This is a genomic window from Paenibacillus sp. S25 (assembly GCF_019454085.1).
In the GTDB taxonomy this organism is placed as follows: Bacteria; Bacillota; Bacilli; order Paenibacillales; family Paenibacillaceae; genus Paenibacillus; species Paenibacillus polymyxa_B.
Genome location: NZ_CP073683.1, coordinates 4,387,170 through 4,405,468 on the forward strand (window position 1 = coordinate 4,387,170; position 18,299 = coordinate 4,405,468).

Below are 18,299 nucleotides of genomic sequence, written 5' to 3' on the forward strand. Positions count from 1 at the left end.
GTTTCTTTATCGTTACTGTAGTGTTTCTGACTGATCCTGAGCGGTCGTTTCATTGTGCATGGATTCCGATTTTTTCTTGCGAAATAATTTGGCGAAAAACTTGCCTATTACACCAAACATACCTGCACAAGCAGCACCAATAAGTATGATAACCTTAATTCCCGCGCCCTTAAAAAAAGCAATGAGTAATGCCAACAAGCCTACTTTTTTAGCTACTGCCAAGCCTGCTCCTCCCAAAATCAATCCGGTTAGGCCGTATTCGGAAATTTTGTCCGTTGAAGCATTAAATTCCTCGTACCGCTCACCTGATTTGACTGTCAGCTTGGGTAATATGTTCTCATTCAAAAACTTCTTATCTGCGTCCAAATGCGCAGGATCGGACACTAATATTGCAGAGATATAACCCTGACGAGTGAGCAAACGAACATTATAATTGATCAGTTTTTCCTTGTTCCCATCCTCCGCCAGCATAGACCAGGTTAGATTATGGGTCGCCTCATTATAAAAAGGCTCCACATCCCAGCCCGTAACATACAGACGATCACTTTCCGCTTTTTCCTTGTTACTCTCTTCCGTACCCTCTTTATAACTATCTAGAATGGCATCCGCATCGATGTCTTCTTTTTCATCATCCTTGATGTGTCCAAGTTCATCGTATTCAAAAACAACTTCCCAATTTTGATTTTCATCTTTCGGAAATATACTCCCCATTTCCTTGCCAGTTGGCTTCTCATGATTCATCTTGCTTACTTTTGCCGTGTTAGCTGCATCTAAGAAAAGAAGAGATGAGTCCAGTTCAACCGTAGCCATTTTTCCCAGGTCTACCTTTCGGCCGCCCTCAATCCATTTTAATTGTTCATTGGATGAGGCCCACACGTTACCCCCACTGAGTAACACCAGACTAAGCGCCAACAGCGCTCCAAAAATCGTTTGGCCCCATTTCATTTTGTTACTACATCTGTTATCTAGTCTCTTGTTCAAAACTCATTACCCCTTTATAAATTCCAGTATCTTCCGTGTCCCCAACCATATTAGCCACTGCTTCATATTTTGTCAATTCGCAGTAGCAAAGGGAGTTTCCGAGACTTAATACTCATTTTTATACATATGTATGCAAATATTCTAATCTAATCGAACTGAATTTATAATAAGTGAATGAGCGATAAGAAAGACTCATAAAGGACAAGCACAATTGCGCAATGGCACTACTTCTCCGTGCCAGTTTCCTACTTATGAATTTCTAAAAAGGGATTATTCCTTGATACGACACCCCCATTGACTTCTAGCTTAATTTCGAATACATCCGTCTAGCATAAAAAATGTCGAATTTCATCAGATTAAGGAATGTACAATTCATCTAACAAAGGACTTTAGTCTTAGTGACTTTTGTCCTGTTTTTAAATATATGTCAATTTTTTTATTTAAAAGAATGTATAGGCTTACACAGGGTCGATTTAATTAGAAATAAGCTAATCATTGAATAGCCTTCTAAGAGTTCACTGCTTGTTTTGGAGACTAGGGGCTATTCATCAGTATTTGATAGTGTCACCATAGCACACAACTGGTCATTCTCTACAAGAAAAAACTTATTCCTCTCATGTTCGAGTGAAATAAGTTTTTTAAGATAAATTATAATTTTGGGGTCAATTAATTGTGTAAATTCTTTTTACAATCTGTTATTCTCGCTCTTTTATTAGCTATTAATATCCTTATTTACATGTATTTAATCTATTAACTTCAACAATATCATTTACGCTGTATTCATCAAACTTTTCAAGAAGAGCACCAAAACCTTTTGATAGTTGAAATTCCATTTCTTCCTGATATATTGGACAAACAACTAAAAATTGTATGGTTTTATCTTTACTTAACATTAACGAGCTAAATCCTTCATCTTCACGAATGGGAGGTAATAATAGCATACAAGTGAAATTATTGTCATTTGCAATTGGTTCTGGAGGATCCCCATTAGGTATAGTGTCTCCATAACAAAACCATGTGTTTCTTTCATGCGGGAACTTGCCAAGTTTTCTTAGCCAACCAAATGGCCAATAATCTTTAAAATCTTTAATATCCTCTTTAGCCACAGGCCATGATGCCGGAAGATACATGATAAGTTCTGTATATTCCCAATCTTTATTATCTTCTGAAACTTGTGCAGGTAATAAGCTCATTCCTGACGTTATAATAGTATGAAAGTCTCTTTGGTCGTTTGCTCGAAAAATGATTAAGTTTATATTTAGACTTTCTGAAACGGTCTCTATATTTATTAAATCTGGCTCACCAATGTATTTCTTATAATGTTCTAATAATTGATTATTTATATCCAATATTATCACTTCCTCTTATAAGCAATCTCTTTGTATTGAAGTCCTCCCATAGGCTGTTAGAATACCAATAGGCTTCCTTGAGGCCACTTACCTTTCCAACCACAAGGTATATGTCCTGAATTATATATTTCCAACAATTCTGTATGAAAACCTGGTTTTACATACGTGCTATATGCATACTCCATCATTGCAGTAAGCAAATCCCACTCAACGCTCTCATATATACAATTGTTTAATTTATTTCTTTCTATAAATGTAGAAATATTTTTAAGGACTCCATCCTTAAGTAATAATTTAGCCTCCATAGTAATATTATTCCACTGTCTGTATTCTTCTCGCCAATTCTCATGTAGAGTCGAAGTTAGTTGATTTCTTATTTGGAGTCTAACATTATCCCAAGTAGAATTAACTTTTTTTTCAACATCAACCCAGTTACGTACTTGCGTAACATTAACATTGAGTGTAGCATTAATAGCATCCCCACAGTTACTGAAAAAATCAATTTTAGATATTGTATTATCGTAAAAATCCTTTACTTCGCTCATTTTCTTCCCCTCAGTTTAGTTTTATTTTTTGAAATAAATATTTATATATAGAATTTATTTGTCCTGGTATTTTTGGTATTGGATCATCATCTTGTAAACCATATTTTAACCGTTGGCTTCTAGCTTTCTCCACTACATCTAAGGTTTGTTTTTCGGTTAATCCGGCCTTTCTCAACGATTTATATAATGCTACGTTATATTCAGCATTTGTAGGAATTAAACCTTTTTTATCCCCTTTTCTATATCTATTAAAAAATTCTTCCATAGTTTTATGTGCCATAAAATGTGGTGAACCAACATCCTTAAATGCATTGCCCTCTAATTCGATAGTATATCCTTCATCTGACGGGATTACCTGTTTGCCATTCCCATCTTTTTTAAATGCAGCATCTTGATTAAGGTGATGCTTTTGCTTCCCAGATTTATCATATTTCCACTCACCATACTTCTTAACAGTTACTTTTTCTTTACTTCCTACTGTTCCCTCAACCTTTTTCGCCGCGCTCTCTTCCATTTCCTTCATGACCTTGTTGTAATTCTTCTGCACATCCGTCTGTGGAAGTGGTCCGCTGTCTATCTTATTAACGTGCGGAACTGGCGCTCCGTTGGCCGTGGCCAACTTCCCGGGGCTAAGGCCGTCTGACATTTTACTCAGTTGCTCATTGAACTTCTGACCCAGTTTACTGCCGGCCTGCTCCAGCTTGTTTACAGCTTTGCCAAAGCCTGCCCCGACTGCATCTACACCTTTGCTAATCCATTGCGGTGTAACCTTGCTGCCTACTTTTTCAGCGAATCCGCCAATGGCCTTGCCTACTTTGGAATCCAGTACGCCCACAGTGACAAAGCCCAGTCCTGCGTCCTTTGCTACTGAGCCCCAGTTGATCTTCTCACCACTTAGCACCTGACTCGCCAGATTTTCCGCGGCATTTGTCACACCGCCGATCGCTGCTTTTCTTAGCAACGTTCCTCCTACACCGAGTGGACCAAAGATCGCTCCAGACACTGCCCCGATCCCCGCTTCTTTTAAGCCGGTCAGGGCATAGTCACTAAAGTCGCTCACTTCCCCTCGGGCGATATCCGATGCCGCCAAACTCGCTACGCCCAAGCCGCCTGCAAGCAGTGCTCCTCCGGCTACCGCCGCAATGACCACCGTACCCGCTCCAAGCGTCGCTACCGTAACGGCCGCCACCACGGCTACAGCTGCCACAACCGCCAAACCGCCCAAAATATTCATCCCTAGCTTGCCCCAGTTAAACGGTTCAGGGGGCGGCGGTGGTGGAGGGGGCTCGCCTTCCTTCGGTTCATCATCAAACGGCGGATATGCAGTTCGGTCGCTACCGTCAGCCCAGACGTTTCCTCCCAACACGTGGTATTCGTTTTCTACCGAAAGCCCCGTGCTTCCTCCCGTCTGATACGCCATGACCTGACTTGTTCCATCAATAATGATTTTCTTCGGCGTATTCAGAATGATTTCCTGCTCTGCTTCTAACGATAACTTCTTGGGACTAGTTATTTCAATCCCAGTAGCATCGTCCAGACTCATCTGCAATGTCCCACCCGCATCACCCATGATATGGATGCGACCTGGTGCCATTTTCAGCTCACTTCCATGCTCCGTACCAAAATATCGGTCATTGGGATTACTCGTTTTCGCACACCCGTCTCCATTTGTACGAACCGCACCCAAAATCATTGCTCTGGAACCAGACGCATCTGGAAAATACAGGCTTGCCTGTGTTCCCACCTTTGGCATACTGTACATCGCACTTCCCGTTGGGGGAGCGAACGGATACCAATGCGGCTCGGATACCCCATCATCCTTATCAATCGCCAGCCGCAGCTTCACTTCCTCTCCCCGTACCGCAAGGACCTCTCCTTCCAGAGAAATTCCGATTGTTTTGGGATTGGAGATGAAATCACTGCGAATGCCCTCTGCGCGGGCCAACACATAACTGAATAGCAAATGTCCCTTTTCCATGCGGCTTCGCAATTCAGTTACAATCATTGTTTTCTGGCGAAATTGCACCTCATCTCCAAGAGCATACCGTTCTCCGCTCTCAATCTCGTATTTGAAAAAGTCGGTATCATGTAGTCCGGCTGACGTTCCGCCTGCCCGCTGATAGCCCTTTAAATCTTTACTTGCCGTATATGGCGTATCCTTGCGAATCGTTCGCTGGGTGCCAGCAGGCATGCCGAAATACAGCTTCGGCGATGCGGACTCCCATATGTCGCTGACCACCACTGTATGTAAACGGCTCGCCATCCGTTTCATAAGCTCCCAGTCGGTTTCATCATATTGTAAAATGGCTTCGCCTACCGACTGCTCTCCGGTCTGGTACAAGACATCACTTCGCTCATAGCCTTGAGCAAGCTTATTCACTAACTGTTTATATGTTTGTTTTTCCTCAGGAAATGACCGCTTTCTTTTAACAATATCCAGCTCAAATGAGCCACTGATTCCTTCCAGTGTAAGTGTATATACTCCATTATGGTTCTCAACCTCCACTGTATGAACGACACCCTTAAACAAGCTGATTTCCTCTTGTCCATTCTGCGCATACACATGTAGCTGATCCTCTGAGGTCGCATCTAGCGCAGCCGTGGCATGACTCGACTCCTTACAAATACCTGTGAGTGTAATACGCCCATGCTCACCCGGCTTCCACTCGATCTGAACATCCTTTAAGACCTGAATGGGGTAGGGGGAATCTATTCGAATCTGATCATATCCTATCATGTTTTCAAACCTCCCTTCCAGCTACTCCTCCTGCTGGCCATTCGTATGAAATTCGATAAACCCATGATATAAACAAGTCTGAAATGAAGAGGTCGTCAAGGCTGGCTGGCCTTCCACCTTTGTCTGTTCTTTTGTGTTTTTCCACTTATCCGTCAGCATCGGCAGGCATGGCTTCCCTGAGATTGTGGAGCCATCTTCGGCGATCAGATATATAGTCTCGGCACTCGGCTGTTCTGGACTGTTACAAATTCCAAAATGAGGGACATTCTCAGGAGAATAATCTCCTTCATTCATCATGGGTTTACCATTAACAAAAGCCCCGTGGCTGTTCGGCAAATTGATCTTTCGAGGATGGGTCCCGCAAGTGCAACGCATACAGGCCCCCCGTACGACATAATACTCATTGTCTGACATATGCCCTTTCCCTCCCTATTTCACCTGGACTTGCTCCAAAGCGATCCCTGTGTAATCACGCCGCAATATACTTTCCGCCACGTCCAAACGGACGATGATCATCGGGGTAGCACTCTCCTGGATTGTAAATATCTTGTGGCCCCGAATAGCATCTGCTTGTAATACCAGCTTTCTAAGCACACTTTGATCCAAATTCCATTCGCTTTCTGGATGTACTGCTGCAAGCCGCTCCGCAAAAGGTATATAGTAATTCTTCTGTATCTTCTGTTCGATCTGAGTAAGTATCGTTAATTTCATAGGCATCTCCGGCACATAGGCCTGGACAAGGCGTTTTAAAGCATCTGAAATGAGTGGAATGGGACCTTCTAGATAATCAATAAAAATACTTTCTGCATCTGCCTTCACGTGAAACATCAATGGCTTGACAATATCCTCCGGCTGCAAATCATACAGCTTCCACGGATCAATCGTTTCCATCACCTTTTGTAGCGTAGGAACATGGGTATACCGCACATCCTGCTTTAAGAGGAAATAATCCATGAAGATCCCCCCTCTCGTGCCTCGGCTCCCTCACTACGCGTAAAACGGCACAATATTTCGCTATCATCTCGATATTCTCCAGCAAATATCGTGCATACATTTGCTTTTGGCATCCTTTCTAACGAAGGGGAAGCGATAAGAACTGGCATCTGGCTTTTCAAGAACTCAACAGTGAGCAGATGGTATTTGACCGCCTCAATTTGTTGAATTTGTTCAATATCCATCGTCGTGATCTTACGGGCATAATCTGATTTAAGCTTTTCCAGCTTAGTCATGCGATTGAACAGAGGCCCGAAAACAAAGTCTGCCGACCATTCCACAGCGCATTCAGTCTCATCCAGAAACCAATTTTCATCATAGGCATCTATACGATAAACCGCTTTATTTTTCATAACACGAGTTCTGAGCAAGGAGATATAAATATATCGAATATCCCCCTTACGACCTTGCTCGTGCTGAAGGGTAGCAAGCTGGCATAGCGACTCTAAAGCTGCTATAAGCTCGTCTTCAATGGCTTGCTGGCGCGTCAGAAAGTTGTTTTCAATAAGGGCCAAATCATGTATCCATTCCGTAAATACGTGCTTTTCCAGCAAATCCTGCAACGCAGCATCCCGATCCATGAGCTTCATTCAATGTTCACCTTACCCCCGGTTAATCTCACATCGTCCATGATGTCGAGTTTGGCTCCGGATTGAATAAAACTTACGCCTTCTTTCCCCTCCATAATAATTTTCGCTCCCCCTGTAATCTGGATATCTTCCTCAGCAGACAGGGTTATTTTTTTGTTACTGTTAATTTCGATCCCACCTTCATCCGTGAGACGCATGAGCATTTGCCCACTGTTGATAATTTCTACTACACCAGGCTTGAAAACGACTTGTTTGCCGTATTTGGTGCTGATACTTTTGACCGCAGGATCACTTCTTTTAACAGGATCAGAGGAGGCAAGATCGACAGAACTGGCGGCAAAAGCATGCTGCTCCCTTTCATCCGGAAAGTACAGACGAATTTGATCCCCTGCTTCCGGCATGACATACCAGCCGCTCCCATCAGGAGAAGAATATACCGTAGAATAGGGAAACCACATAGCCCCGGATGCAGTCGAACCTTGATCAATTTCCAGCTTGATTTTCACCTTTTCTTTGGAAATATCAATCACCTTACCAAACAGAGAGGCTCCTGACAGATCATAGGCATAGACGGTTGGGCATTTTAACCCATGTGCATCCCGTAAAATGTAACGATTAACGATCAGATTTCCTTCTGTGGTCGTCTCCGCCCTAGCTATGTAAAGCGTTCTTTTATGAAAAATGACGGAACTACCGAGTTCTAGCACTTTGTTGCTGGTCACTTCATAGCTCAAGCTGTTAGACTCGCCATATTCCGGCAACCCGTTACGGGACATGAGCTTGTGCTCCTTCAAGTCTTTTTTTATGGAATAGTTATGTTCGTTCAGCGGTTGAGGGGCACTAGAATGGGGGACACCAATCACATATTTCAGTCCTTGTTGCATCGTAATTGGAATTAAAGCAGCATGTAGCCGAGAAGCAATTCTTTTGACAAAAGCCCAGTCCGTTTCATTGTATTGCACTAATAATTCACCGATAGCTGCGCCATGAGAAGCCTCATCAATCACTTCTGCATCAGTATATGAACTTGTAACATGCGAAAACAGTTTGTTATACGACTCTCCTGTTTTTTGGAATGAACGACGTTTAGGGCGAATGTCCATCATTAAGGTTTCACTGCTAGCCTCAATCGTAAGCTCGCGTACTCCGTTTACAGCTTTTACAGCAATATTCGTGACGATTCCCTGAAAAAACCGGAACTCCTTGCCTTCACTTTTTAAGAAGACTTCGATGTGCTCATCTTCATCTGCTTTTTCTACGTATTGATCCAGCTTGTCCTCCGAAACAATTCCACGTATGCAGAAGCTCACATGTTCGTTTAACTGTTTAATGAGATGGATACTTAATACGCGCTGAAACTGATAAGGGGCCACCTGAACATCTGCTGTGGTGTAAATGGGGTTACTCATTCATATCCCTCCTTTTCTGCCTCGTCAACCGTTTGAATGGTACGAATCATCTGCAGGGCGACATCCCGCCATTCAGCATACTGCTTATACGGACAACAAAATGTTCCCATGACCGTCTTTCCTTCCAGCTCAAAGTAGAACATATTGTGGTAGATGGGCTGGTCCAGCGCAGGACTTTTAAAGTCAAAATAGCCAATCTGCTTACCATAAACCTCTTCTATTTTTTCATCATAAAATACATGGGCAGGATTCATATTTTTCATCATGGCCTTCATGCCAGAAGTGAGCTGCTCCACCCATTCATCTTGTAACGTCTGGTCCACCCGATTCAGCGTAACATCCACACTGCCCAAATCATTCGTCAAAATCATTTCTGGACGTTGCTCATGAGGATATTTAATCTTTTGCAAATGCTTGGGCATTGGAGTAAAGATAGAGGGGACATGCATTTTCAGCCGATCCTTAAAAAAAGAGCGCTCTTCAAACACATAGGATTGACCGTTAATGATTATGGGTCCTGCTAAAATATTGTTAGGCCTCTTCAGCTTCTCCATCTCACGGAGCCGATCCAAAATCTTTTCATCCTCATATTTCATAATGCACACTCCTCTACCTGATTTTCTAATCCACAATCATCCGTCCGGCTCCGCCGCCCTGCCAACGTCCTGCTGTTCGTTTTCCACGTCCGGCGCCTTCTAGAATAAGAACTAACTGTCTATGCAACTGAGCATGAGAATAATCTCTGTATTCCGCACCATTTCGGTTTGCAATGTAATGCTGGATGGACTCCCTGTCTACGGCTTCTGAGTTCAGGCATATGAGCGCAAACATACAATCCATCGGATCTGTGGCACCACTTTTAAGCAGTTCGGATGCGAAGTAGCGCATCGTTTCCGGGCGCAATGTACTCTGCTTCAAACCCGCAAAAGGAGCATAAATATCGCTCCATGTATTGAATTCGGTAGCCATGTCAGCAAAATCCTGATAATCCGAGCGAAGCACAGCTCCATCTTTAAGCTTGAATCGGCCCAGCTCCATCTCATCCAGACCGATCTCTGCCTCATCCTCCAGCACGATATCTGCATGATGGACTGTGAAATCCGGGCGATCTGTTTGTTCCAAAAAGAGCAACTTCAACACCGATAGCCGGCCTGTAGCCGCATACGGCACTTCCCGCTCCTGCTCCAGCAGGTATAGTCTATCCTTGTGCTTCACGATGCCTCTACCAATGGTCAGCGTGTTCTCCCCGACAGTTACGTTCATTCCGGTGATAATGCCATCCGAAAAATCCTGATACCGGATATCCAGAAAACTGCGAGGGTAGTCTCGCAGGTTCTCTAGCATCTCGGTTTTTAGAATACGGCCCTTCTCAAACTTCGGAACGATATGCGTTAACATGGTGCTCCCCTCCTTTCTCTATTCTTCTTTATTTAGGGGAACAGATAGCCGATTCACACCGGGTGCAGGAGGCGGAACAGGAACTGCATCATCGATGGGTTGAGCTTTACTTACTCCAAGTAATCCAGTAAATAGGCGAATATTCTTTTCTAAAAATCTGCGTATATCCATCGTGCTCCCCCTGATTGAAAACTACGGTTCATAATAATCTTAGAATCTATTTATCCAACTTTACATCCCGGCTCCGCGTTCAGCCTGCTCACGAAGGATATAATTCAGCTCGCGTTTGTCCACAACATAGGTACGAGCGATTAGATCGTGGAGGGCCTGTTTTCTCGTCGTAAAGGCTGCCATGATAAAACCGATGAACAAAATGATGACCGATATAAGCTTACTCCAGTAGCGGGCACTTGCACGTCCAAAGCTGAGCTTGTGATTAAACTCATCTACCACAACGATGCCGAGAGCCAGCTTGCCCACCGTGGCTTTGCATTTGGATGATTCCATAAGCGCATAGTATAGCCATATAGCTCCCCAATTCAGCAAAGTCTGTCCTAATAATCGCATTGTAAAAATAGCAGACGGCCCGTCTGTCAGCATAGAGCTTTCTGCCGGATAGGGCATCCAATCCCCTAAGGTCCGAATCACAAGCCAGATCAATCCAATTATTAAAAATACAAACCATAGAATAAGGCCATCGATGATATAAGCCAAAGTTCGTTTCCAAAAACCTGCATACAGCACGTTATCCCCTCCAAGTGTTGTGTACTTTTCTGATTTCTGCATTTTGCAAAACCCTTAATTTACTATTTCGTGCCGTCAAAGAAATCCAGCTCGGAGAGATCATTTTCGAAGGCAAAAAAGCGTTTGGGACCCAGATGCAGCAATTCATCTCGACGGGTAATCGGAACTACATAAAAGCCCCAGCGGCTATCCCCGACAAAAACAAAATATTTCGTTTCCTCATTACGGATGGAGTCCGTATCATCTTGCGGGATATCCCGCCCGTACAGCACGGCAATTTCCTCATACGGCATGGGTTCAAAAGCTTCTGGCCGACTACGATATACATGGCGCTGACGCAGCTTGCCGCCGTCGGCCGTCAGGAAGAACTCCACCTCGGCTGCATGGGACGGCCGGGAAATGGAACCGCGCACCCGGTTGCTCTCTAAACTCGCAATCAGCTCCTTTTCGCGCCCCGTATGCGTCCATGCGCTGACCGTGTACGGAATAGCCGGAATATGATTGGTAATGACAGGCTCAATCGTGCCCATTTTTTTAGCGTTCAGGTAACGGATAGCCCCGCGCAGACAGGCCATTTTCAACTCAGGTACCCGGCTGAGGTCCTCTGCCTTTTGACGGAACTCAATACTGCGCCCCGGTACAAATTCCTTGAGTGCTTCGCGAAATACGTCAATTCGGCAGGACTGCCCAGTTAGCTTGATAATCGAATAATCCTGCAAGCGCCCCTCCTGATAAAAATCATCCAGAAACTTGCGCACAATATTGTAGATATCTGCCTTAAGAAGTTGCTGTATCTCCCGAATGTTAAACACCACATCAGGCAAGCCATATTCATCACGAAACCGTCCGTTCTCGATGACTGAAACCAGCCAACGGTCCATCACTGCAATGTTCAGGTCGCTTTCAGCAGATAATACCTGCTCAGATTCGAAGCGGCTGCGCAAGATCCCCGTACGTAGAAAAAATTCCTTTTTCATATTTTCTGCCGCGCTCCACAACAGATGAAAATTACTCAGTACCCGCTGATATTCATCCCGTGTAGCATGTTCATACTGTTTGAATGCGGTAGGCAAGATGGCCTCTGCCTCTCGGTAGCGTTCCTCCAGTCCCGCATATACAGCATCTACACCAAACTCATCCACATGACGGTACAAATCTCCCGAAGGAATGCCGATCAGGGCATCAATATCGGTGTCAGGCAAGCGCGTCTCGGCAGCATAATAACCTGCAAATACAATTTTCATAAACTGCATAATCCGATACGTCAGATTGTTTCCGCCAAAATTGGTATCCCCATTTTCATACGTTGTGTGAATATCCAGCTTGTAAGCAATACGTCCGTCCTCAATTCGGAATCGGCAGGAAGACAAATCTGTCGTGCCTCCACCACAATCAATGACAAGTGCCTGATACTCCTCACCGTCCGCAAAAGTCCCTCGTTCCATCTGGTCTGCCAGCGTGTTGTACAGCACAGCCAACCCTTCGTCCAACGCATCCTCCGTTTCAATCCGGTAATCGGGCAAAATATCGCTAAACATCTCTATAAACTGGGGCTGCAGCTTGACCGGAGCAGAAAAGTGCAGATTGCGGAACCGACACTTAAATTGCTGCTCGGCTGTAGCAATCACATAACGGATAAAAGCAGCTAAAATATCGCTGCGGGAGGCAGTTGCTGTATTCCCCTCGGAATCCATTAATTCCTCGATTCGCTTGTAGTCGTTGACCCACCGCTTGATTCCCCGTAATACTGTCGCACGGCTGCCTGCCACGTCAGATCCACGTAATGCATCCTCCCCAAATACATAAAGGATATGTTCCGGATTGGAGCAGTCTGCGACGCGAATAGCAGTCGGCAATACTTCGATCCAGTCGCCTTCTGCCCCTTCTGGGCCGGGGAATGACACATAATTGATGGCGTTCAGCCTTACTGTGCTGCTCATACCTGTATCAGGGGCCGTAACGTAGGAGCTATCCAAATAAGCACCTGCTGTGGTGTTAGAGGTGCCAAAATCAATCGCAAGTACCGCATCTGTAGTTTCCGTGCCTCGAATGATCAGCTCTGCCACCGGAACCCGGTGACCTTGAAGCTTCAGCGGCAGCATTGGCTTATCTCCATAGTAGAGGTTATAAAAATATTCTGATTCCTGTCTTCGCAGAAATAGCAGGCTATAACTATGATTGGACGTCTCTCGCAGTTCAGCGTCGCGATGACGAGAAAGATAATATACGCCTGTTCGTCCCTCATCCTTCACCAAATTCAAAACACCGCACAGTTCTCCTGTCGCATTCATCAGCAGCACATTAGATGAGCTCAGCCAGGGCAAATCGGATTCGATCCGGTAGTTGTCCATGCGACCTGTGCGTACACCCTGATACAGCGTGATTTTAGCGGGAACCCGGATACCGCTGCTCTCCTGCCGACGGTCGTTCCAGTTTCGCTGTAGTGCCGATTCCATGCGTTCAAAACCGCCAGGGTTCGGCCTTGTGATGAGTAAATGCTCTTCCGCGCTCCGAAATCGCAAAATCACCCGAATCAATTCTTCACGTGCCAGGCGATTGGCAAAGCCCTCGACCAGTCGTTCCTTATCGCATATTCCGCGTAACTGAAAGGTCGTCATTTGCTCCAATTCCGCCCGCGTGTATTTCGCCGTGAAGCGTATGCTTTTTCGATCGGTGAGCGGGTCTAGTAACCTGTATGTATAGGGTCCGTTCATCGTTCACATGTCCTTTCTTAGCCATTTAGCCTTAATAGAGGGCGATAGCGTCTATTTTCATCGTAGGATCTTCCTCTAAAATGCCGAAATGACTTGTCCAATACAATTCCGTCGTAAAACGTGCCGGAAGAAACAAATCCAGAATCAAATCCACTTTAATCCGTGACAACGGTGTCTCCTCTTGGCCGATATAGATGAGCAGTTCGTCTTTTTCCTCACAATTGGTGTAAATGATTGAGCGATGAAAGACGCGCCGCATCGTTTCTTTTAGCAGATGTACGGCTTCTCCCGTCTCATACAGGCGCAGCAATCCTTCAGCAATCGCGTCCTGATCCTCACGGTTTAATTGCCCAAAGCCTTCCTTTACCTTCGGGCCAAAAATGCCCTCTGCAATATCACGCCGAACAAACCGGATATGGTACTCCCGTCGATTCATCCCTTGATACAAGTCCATTTCCGCCAGAAAATGCATCATAATATCAAATAGCGATTCTCTCAGCTCCAGATACTCTTCAGCATCCGGTGGAAACAGATCCCGAAAAATAGAATAAAAGCGGTAGTACGGATTTATTTCCACTACCTGCTCCAAATGGGAAGTATTCAACTCTGCCAGACTAAGCTCCATATACGGAGAGTAGCTGACAGCGGGTACGAAGCAGAATTTATCTACATCCAGCCCCTGTTCCCTCGCGCGCATGAGCAAATCCCAGACGTAATTCACACCCATTCTCCTTCACACTTGTACTCCGGAAAATACATCTGCACTTCCGATACCAGAAAGCTCATTAAATCGGATAAAATATAAGCAGGCGCGGTGGGCAAAACATCGTCAGAACCACGTCTGAACCCCAAACGCATGATCTGCTTGCCTTCCTCTGTCCGTACGTTATCGCTGACAAACGGATTTAATGGATACGTCTGGGTTTTGGTTAACAGGTTGCTTACATCATTTCTCCCTGCACCTCCCCAGATGTCCACACGTTCCAGCTCCAGCCCCTGTGCTGCTTCAAACGAGTTTACGATGCGCATGATTTCCGCTTTGGCACGGACAATCACGGCCTGTTTTCCTGCATAGCGGCCCAAAAAGCTGTCCTGTCGCCGATTGGACAATAACGGATAAGTCTGACGACTAAGTCTCGTTGTAACAGGCTTCGTAACCTTCAACACATTCCATTCGCCAGACTTATCACGTGGTGTGACAATCGTCAGTTCCTCTTCTGTACGCTTGATATACCGGATATCACCTTCAGTCCCGTCAATCAAATAACCATGCTCAGGACCTGTTTTTCGCAAAGGCAGCACATGCTCATAATTCACACGATCCATAGCGGGTATAGGAAAACCGCTGTTCTTTAGAGATAGCCTTTCAATGTTCCAAAGTGGAAAAACGTCGCTCTTCTTAAAAACGTCGAATTCCTCCAATGAAATTGTAATTTCATGAATTTCTTCATGGGCAGCCGGCTCACCGTCTCCACCAATCAATACACAGTCCACAAACTTATAAGCGTACGGGTGATTAATTGTTTTCCACGGCATGCCATTTTGCATAAACGTGTGATATAACTGCTCAATCTCCAAAATATAAGAACGGTTATGCTCCAGACGAAAACGAATCGGATAATTGTCGGTTTCCGTGACCAACATTCCTGAGAAAATTCGCTTGTTGCGCACCAGCGCTGAGATTCGTTCGGTCTCCATCTCAAGAAAAAGCGTAAACAGCGGCATCGCACCGCCTTCGCGTACCACCTCTGCCACACGGCTGATGTCCATCTGCTTTTCCTCCGTATCAGACGGTAACACAGGATATAAAAATTCATGAATCGGGTCATAGTCCTCACGCGATGTCAATGACACGTACACATCAATCTTTTCTTCCGTATTCTCAATTTCCTCAAATACCCGCCGTTCTAGCTGGCGGGTCATTTCTTCCTGATATTCGACGAGGTTCATAAATACCCCCGCCATCATATTTTTCAGTAAACGTCTCTGCTCTAAATCGTCCATCTTGCTCAAACGGTCCTGTACCAGCTCTTTCACGACGTCTCACTCCTTTCTGGCTCCAGCTTCAGTGAACATGAAAAACTTAACTTCCGTTCGCAGCAGCCCGATCTTGGTTCTCTGAATCAGACGCCCCTGCTGCTTTAGAAGCGGAATCAGCAGTTCCTTGCTCTTTGTTGGTATCCACCTTGGCCGAAGGGGCAGTTCCATCGCCTGTACCCATGCTCTTTGCAGCCGAAGAGGCTTCCTTCTTCGCGGGTGTAGTTCCCGCTGAAGCCGTTGGCGCAGCCTTCATTTGCGATTCTGCAGCAGGGATTGCGGCAGGGATTGCAGCAGCGGAAGATGAAGCTTCACTCGCTGCGTCCCCTGCGTCCACGTCGTTCAACGCTCCGTCAGACAATCCCAATCCAGCAGGAAGCTGACCGTTTTTCTGCTGCTCCGCGCTCTGCTTTTCTTCCGCCTTGGCTATGCTCCGCTCCAATGCCAGAACACTTTCGAGCTTATCGATCTCCTGATAAATTTCCTGTGCCCCGCTATAGGCCTCAATGGCTCCTTCATAATCGAGATCCTTCATCATCCGATCCCCTTTGGCCTGAAGTTTACCAGCTTGAATCTCCTTGAGTTGCTGCTGAATAGCTGTCAATTTATCGTTGGTCTCGGTAATTTTCTTCTCCAGTTCTTTTTGCGCGGACGTATATCCGGATTCCATCGCAGCCTTGTTTGCTTTCTTGTACAGCTTAAGCGCATTCGTGTAATCGCCACCCTGAAATTTCAAATCTCCGTCCTTCATCCAGCTCGCCGTCTCAGCATAGCTGTCCAATTGGTCGATTTTATGCTCAATATCCTTCACATTAAATGGTGGATATAGCCCGGCACTTTTCCGTGCTTTAGCGTAGCTGGCTTCAGCTTTGGTAAAGTCCGCCTTTTCCACATAGCCATCTCCATCAACCATTAATTGAGACAGTTTCTGCTCTGCAGTATACAGTCGCTTGTGAATCTTATCGTTAATTTTAACCGCCGCGTTTTTCGCTTCGCTGTAAGACTTAAGCGCCTTCGCATAATCCCCTGTCCTTGCATAATCGTCTGCGGCTTGGGCTGATTCGATCATCGTTTCCAGCGCAGCTGCCTTATTAGCAGCCATACGAGCCAGCGTAATCCATGCTCCCCCGCCCACAACAATAAAGACAAGCAACGCAATCAAAATCCGTTTGATCAGCTTACGGCGGTTTTTAGGCTTTTCCTGAAAAACTTTATTTACATAAATGGCCGCAGCCGTGTAATTATTCACCGTCCGGTGCTGTTTGCTTAGCAGAACCTCTTCCAATGTGTCCGTCAGCATGACTGGGTCCTTCGCTTCCTCTAGCGCCCCCAGCATTTCCGCCAACTCGACGTCCTCCCACATCCCTGACGTAGCGAGCAGGATTACATCTCCATCTGCAAGCTGCGTCTTTTTGGCGTAATGGGCATGAACTCCATTCGGATTTCCCAAGTATTCCAGCAGATTGCCTCGTTCCTCATGTGTGCTGGTCGCTTCGTCTGGAATGCGTCCATCATCTGCCAATGACTGAGCCAGGCTATGATCCTTACTGCGAAAATTAAGCCTTCCATTGCGAAAATGATATAGTCGCACATTACCGCACGAAACATATAGCATTTTGTTGTAGTTGGTCACTACCATCAGCAGACTGGCTTTGAGCCGAACACGACGGCTTTCAAATTGCAGCCATTCCTGCGCTTCACGAAGATCTCTCATCAAGCGCCGTTTGGACATGGAAGGCTTCTCCATGAAGTTTTCCAGCACCGTTTTGACAACCATTTCTGCGCTGCGCAGTTCCTGATCCGAATCCAGACCGTCTGCGAGGACATAACAGGCCATGTCGTCCGTCTCCATGAATGCAAAATAGTCCCGGTTGTCTATGTAAGAGCCCGCTTCCGACACAAAGGCGGTACTAAAATCGCTGTTGTCCTTGCGCATCGCTACCCCCGTCTTTCTTGTTTCATCCTATCGCCAAAATAAGTACTGTCGCATTATCCTGACTTTTAAAGCCTTTATCATTAATGGCGTCGATCATGGCATCCGCTGTTTCCTGCGGTGTTCCACCCTTGCGCATAATCTCTTCCAATTCAATCTCCGTCAGCGCCTCCTGAATGCCATCGCTGCACAGCAGCACATGATCGCCTGAATACAGACGAATCGGTGCACTACCCAGTTCCATGCTCTCAAAGCCCTCATAGCCTAAGTAGTTGACCAGTTGATTGCGCACTGGACTCGTTTTGGCTTCCTCCGAGGTCATTTGTCCAGCAAGCACTCGTTCCTCCAGCAGTGTTTCCGCTGTATGCTTGGAATTGACTGTTTGGAAATGACCATTGCGGTAAATCGTAATCAGACTGTCGCCCACCGCTCCGTAATACAGCTGATAGCCGCACACAATGACCGCAGCCAGCGTCGTTCCTCCGCCCTGTCCATTCAAATTTTGCAAAATGCCGCGATTGCTTTGAGTTGCCGCCTCTGCAAAATATCCGTTCAAATTCGTTGCATCTTCCAGCTTGGCAAACGCCTTCGTAAAAGTCGTCACAGCTAAGGTACTGGACATACGTCCATTGGCCAGTCCACTAATACCGTCTGCGACAACAGCCAGCGTACCGACAGGTGTCGTCATACTGGAGAAATAATCATCCTGCTCGCTCCGGCTCCCGATCGTTTGACCATTTCCGATCTCAATTCCACTCACGGTACGGCTGCCGGGACTTCGCGTCAGTCGTATACGGATCATGAGAAGAACAGCGAATAGTACCGCAGCTCCACTTACAACAAAATAAGGCTGCATATCGTTACCTCCC

Annotated in this window: 17 protein-coding genes; all 17 read right to left on the reverse strand. The window is 45.7% G+C overall.

Annotated elements, in window-relative coordinates; translation table 11 throughout:
- Positions 1-12: 12 nt before the first annotated feature.
- Positions 13-945, reverse strand: a complete 933-nt coding sequence (locus KAI37_RS19145; protein WP_220031510.1) for a DUF2167 domain-containing protein — start codon at positions 943-945, stop codon at positions 13-15.
- 764 nt (positions 946-1,709) lie between these two features.
- Positions 1,710-2,330, reverse strand: coding sequence for a suppressor of fused domain protein (locus tag KAI37_RS19150; protein ID WP_071642380.1), 621 nt, complete (start codon positions 2,328-2,330; stop codon positions 1,710-1,712).
- 56 nt (positions 2,331-2,386) lie between these two features.
- Positions 2,387-2,875, reverse strand: coding sequence for a hypothetical protein (locus tag KAI37_RS19155; protein ID WP_220030035.1), 489 nt, complete (start codon positions 2,873-2,875; stop codon positions 2,387-2,389).
- Between the two features lie 10 nt (positions 2,876-2,885).
- Entirely contained in the window at positions 2,886-5,612 is a 2,727-nt protein-coding gene (locus tag KAI37_RS19160; protein ID WP_258383001.1) for a hypothetical protein, read from the reverse strand.
- Between the two features lie 21 nt (positions 5,613-5,633).
- Entirely contained in the window at positions 5,634-6,026 is a 393-nt protein-coding gene (locus tag KAI37_RS19165) for a DUF4280 domain-containing protein (RefSeq protein ID WP_023989844.1), read from the reverse strand.
- Positions 6,027-6,041: 15 nt separating this feature from the next.
- A complete protein-coding gene (locus KAI37_RS19170; RefSeq protein WP_220030036.1) occupies positions 6,042-6,566 on the reverse strand; it encodes a hypothetical protein in 525 nt (174 codons plus the stop codon).
- The gene (locus tag KAI37_RS19175; protein ID WP_220030037.1) at positions 6,548-7,195 is read right to left on the reverse strand and encodes a hypothetical protein; all 648 of its coding nucleotides are present in this window, start codon (positions 7,193-7,195) and stop codon (positions 6,548-6,550) included. The genes KAI37_RS19170 and KAI37_RS19175 overlap by 19 nt, the downstream gene beginning before the upstream one ends.
- Positions 7,192-8,604 (reverse strand): contractile injection system protein, VgrG/Pvc8 family, encoded by a 1,413-nt coding sequence (locus KAI37_RS19180; protein WP_220030038.1) that lies wholly within the window; start codon positions 8,602-8,604, stop codon positions 7,192-7,194. The genes KAI37_RS19175 and KAI37_RS19180 overlap by 4 nt, the downstream gene beginning before the upstream one ends.
- Entirely contained in the window at positions 8,601-9,200 is a 600-nt protein-coding gene (locus tag KAI37_RS19185) for a hypothetical protein (protein WP_071642391.1), read from the reverse strand. The genes KAI37_RS19180 and KAI37_RS19185 overlap by 4 nt, the downstream gene beginning before the upstream one ends.
- Before the next feature lie 25 nt (positions 9,201-9,225).
- Positions 9,226-10,002: a DNA and RNA helicase gene (locus KAI37_RS19190; RefSeq protein ID WP_071642393.1), complete on the reverse strand. Its 777-nt coding sequence runs from the start codon at positions 10,000-10,002 to the stop codon at positions 9,226-9,228.
- Positions 10,003-10,020: 18 nt separating this feature from the next.
- Positions 10,021-10,173 (reverse strand): hypothetical protein, encoded by a 153-nt coding sequence (locus tag KAI37_RS19195; RefSeq protein ID WP_023989850.1) that lies wholly within the window; start codon positions 10,171-10,173, stop codon positions 10,021-10,023.
- Positions 10,174-10,233: 60 nt separating this feature from the next.
- Positions 10,234-10,746 carry an RDD family protein gene (locus tag KAI37_RS19200; RefSeq protein WP_220031511.1) on the reverse strand — a complete coding sequence of 171 codons (513 nt, stop codon included), beginning with the start codon at positions 10,744-10,746 and terminating at the stop codon, positions 10,234-10,236.
- 62 nt (positions 10,747-10,808) lie between these two features.
- A complete protein-coding gene (locus KAI37_RS19205; RefSeq protein WP_220030039.1) occupies positions 10,809-13,460 on the reverse strand; it encodes an Hsp70 family protein in 2,652 nt (883 codons plus the stop codon).
- Between the two features lie 31 nt (positions 13,461-13,491).
- Complete coding sequence (locus KAI37_RS19210; protein WP_104496072.1) at positions 13,492-14,181, reverse strand: iron-dependent peroxidase; 690 nt, start codon at positions 14,179-14,181, stop codon at positions 13,492-13,494.
- Positions 14,178-15,497, reverse strand: coding sequence for a normocyte-binding protein (locus KAI37_RS19215; RefSeq protein ID WP_220030040.1), 1,320 nt, complete (start codon positions 15,495-15,497; stop codon positions 14,178-14,180). Before KAI37_RS19215 ends, KAI37_RS19210 begins: the two co-directional genes overlap by 4 nt.
- A 46-nt stretch (positions 15,498-15,543) precedes the next feature.
- The gene (locus tag KAI37_RS19220) at positions 15,544-17,433 is read right to left on the reverse strand and encodes a PP2C family protein-serine/threonine phosphatase (protein ID WP_220030041.1); all 1,890 of its coding nucleotides are present in this window, start codon (positions 17,431-17,433) and stop codon (positions 15,544-15,546) included.
- A 22-nt stretch (positions 17,434-17,455) separates the two neighbouring features.
- Positions 17,456-18,286: a PP2C family protein-serine/threonine phosphatase gene (locus KAI37_RS19225; protein WP_025720818.1), complete on the reverse strand. Its 831-nt coding sequence runs from the start codon at positions 18,284-18,286 to the stop codon at positions 17,456-17,458.
- Positions 18,287-18,299 lie beyond the last annotated feature (13 nt).

Coding starts and splice junctions, on each gene's coding strand:
- KAI37_RS19145 (WP_220031510.1), bottom strand. CDS start 945: ATGAAATGGGGCCAAACGATTTTTGGAGCGCTGTTGGCGCTTAGTCTG.
- KAI37_RS19155 (WP_220030035.1), bottom strand. CDS start 2,875: ATGAGCGAAGTAAAGGATTTTTACGATAATACAATATCTAAAATTGAT.
- KAI37_RS19160 (WP_258383001.1), bottom strand. CDS start 5,612: ATGATAGGATATGATCAGATTCGAATAGATTCCCCCTACCCCATTCAG.
- KAI37_RS19165 (WP_023989844.1), bottom strand. CDS start 6,026: ATGTCAGACAATGAGTATTATGTCGTACGGGGGGCCTGTATGCGTTGC.
- KAI37_RS19170 (WP_220030036.1), bottom strand. CDS start 6,566: ATGGATTATTTCCTCTTAAAGCAGGATGTGCGGTATACCCATGTTCCT.
- KAI37_RS19175 (WP_220030037.1), bottom strand. CDS start 7,195: ATGAAGCTCATGGATCGGGATGCTGCGTTGCAGGATTTGCTGGAAAAG.
- KAI37_RS19180 (WP_220030038.1), bottom strand. CDS start 8,604: ATGAGTAACCCCATTTACACCACAGCAGATGTTCAGGTGGCCCCTTAT.
- KAI37_RS19185 (WP_071642391.1), bottom strand. CDS start 9,200: ATGAAATATGAGGATGAAAAGATTTTGGATCGGCTCCGTGAGATGGAG.
- KAI37_RS19190 (WP_071642393.1), bottom strand. CDS start 10,002: ATGTTAACGCATATCGTTCCGAAGTTTGAGAAGGGCCGTATTCTAAAA.
- KAI37_RS19195 (WP_023989850.1), bottom strand. CDS start 10,173: ATGGATATACGCAGATTTTTAGAAAAGAATATTCGCCTATTTACTGGA.
- KAI37_RS19205 (WP_220030039.1), bottom strand. CDS start 13,460: ATGAACGGACCCTATACATACAGGTTACTAGACCCGCTCACCGATCGA.
- KAI37_RS19220 (WP_220030041.1), bottom strand. CDS start 17,433: ATGCGCAAGGACAACAGCGATTTTAGTACCGCCTTTGTGTCGGAAGCG.
- KAI37_RS19225 (WP_025720818.1), bottom strand. CDS start 18,286: ATGCAGCCTTATTTTGTTGTAAGTGGAGCTGCGGTACTATTCGCTGTT.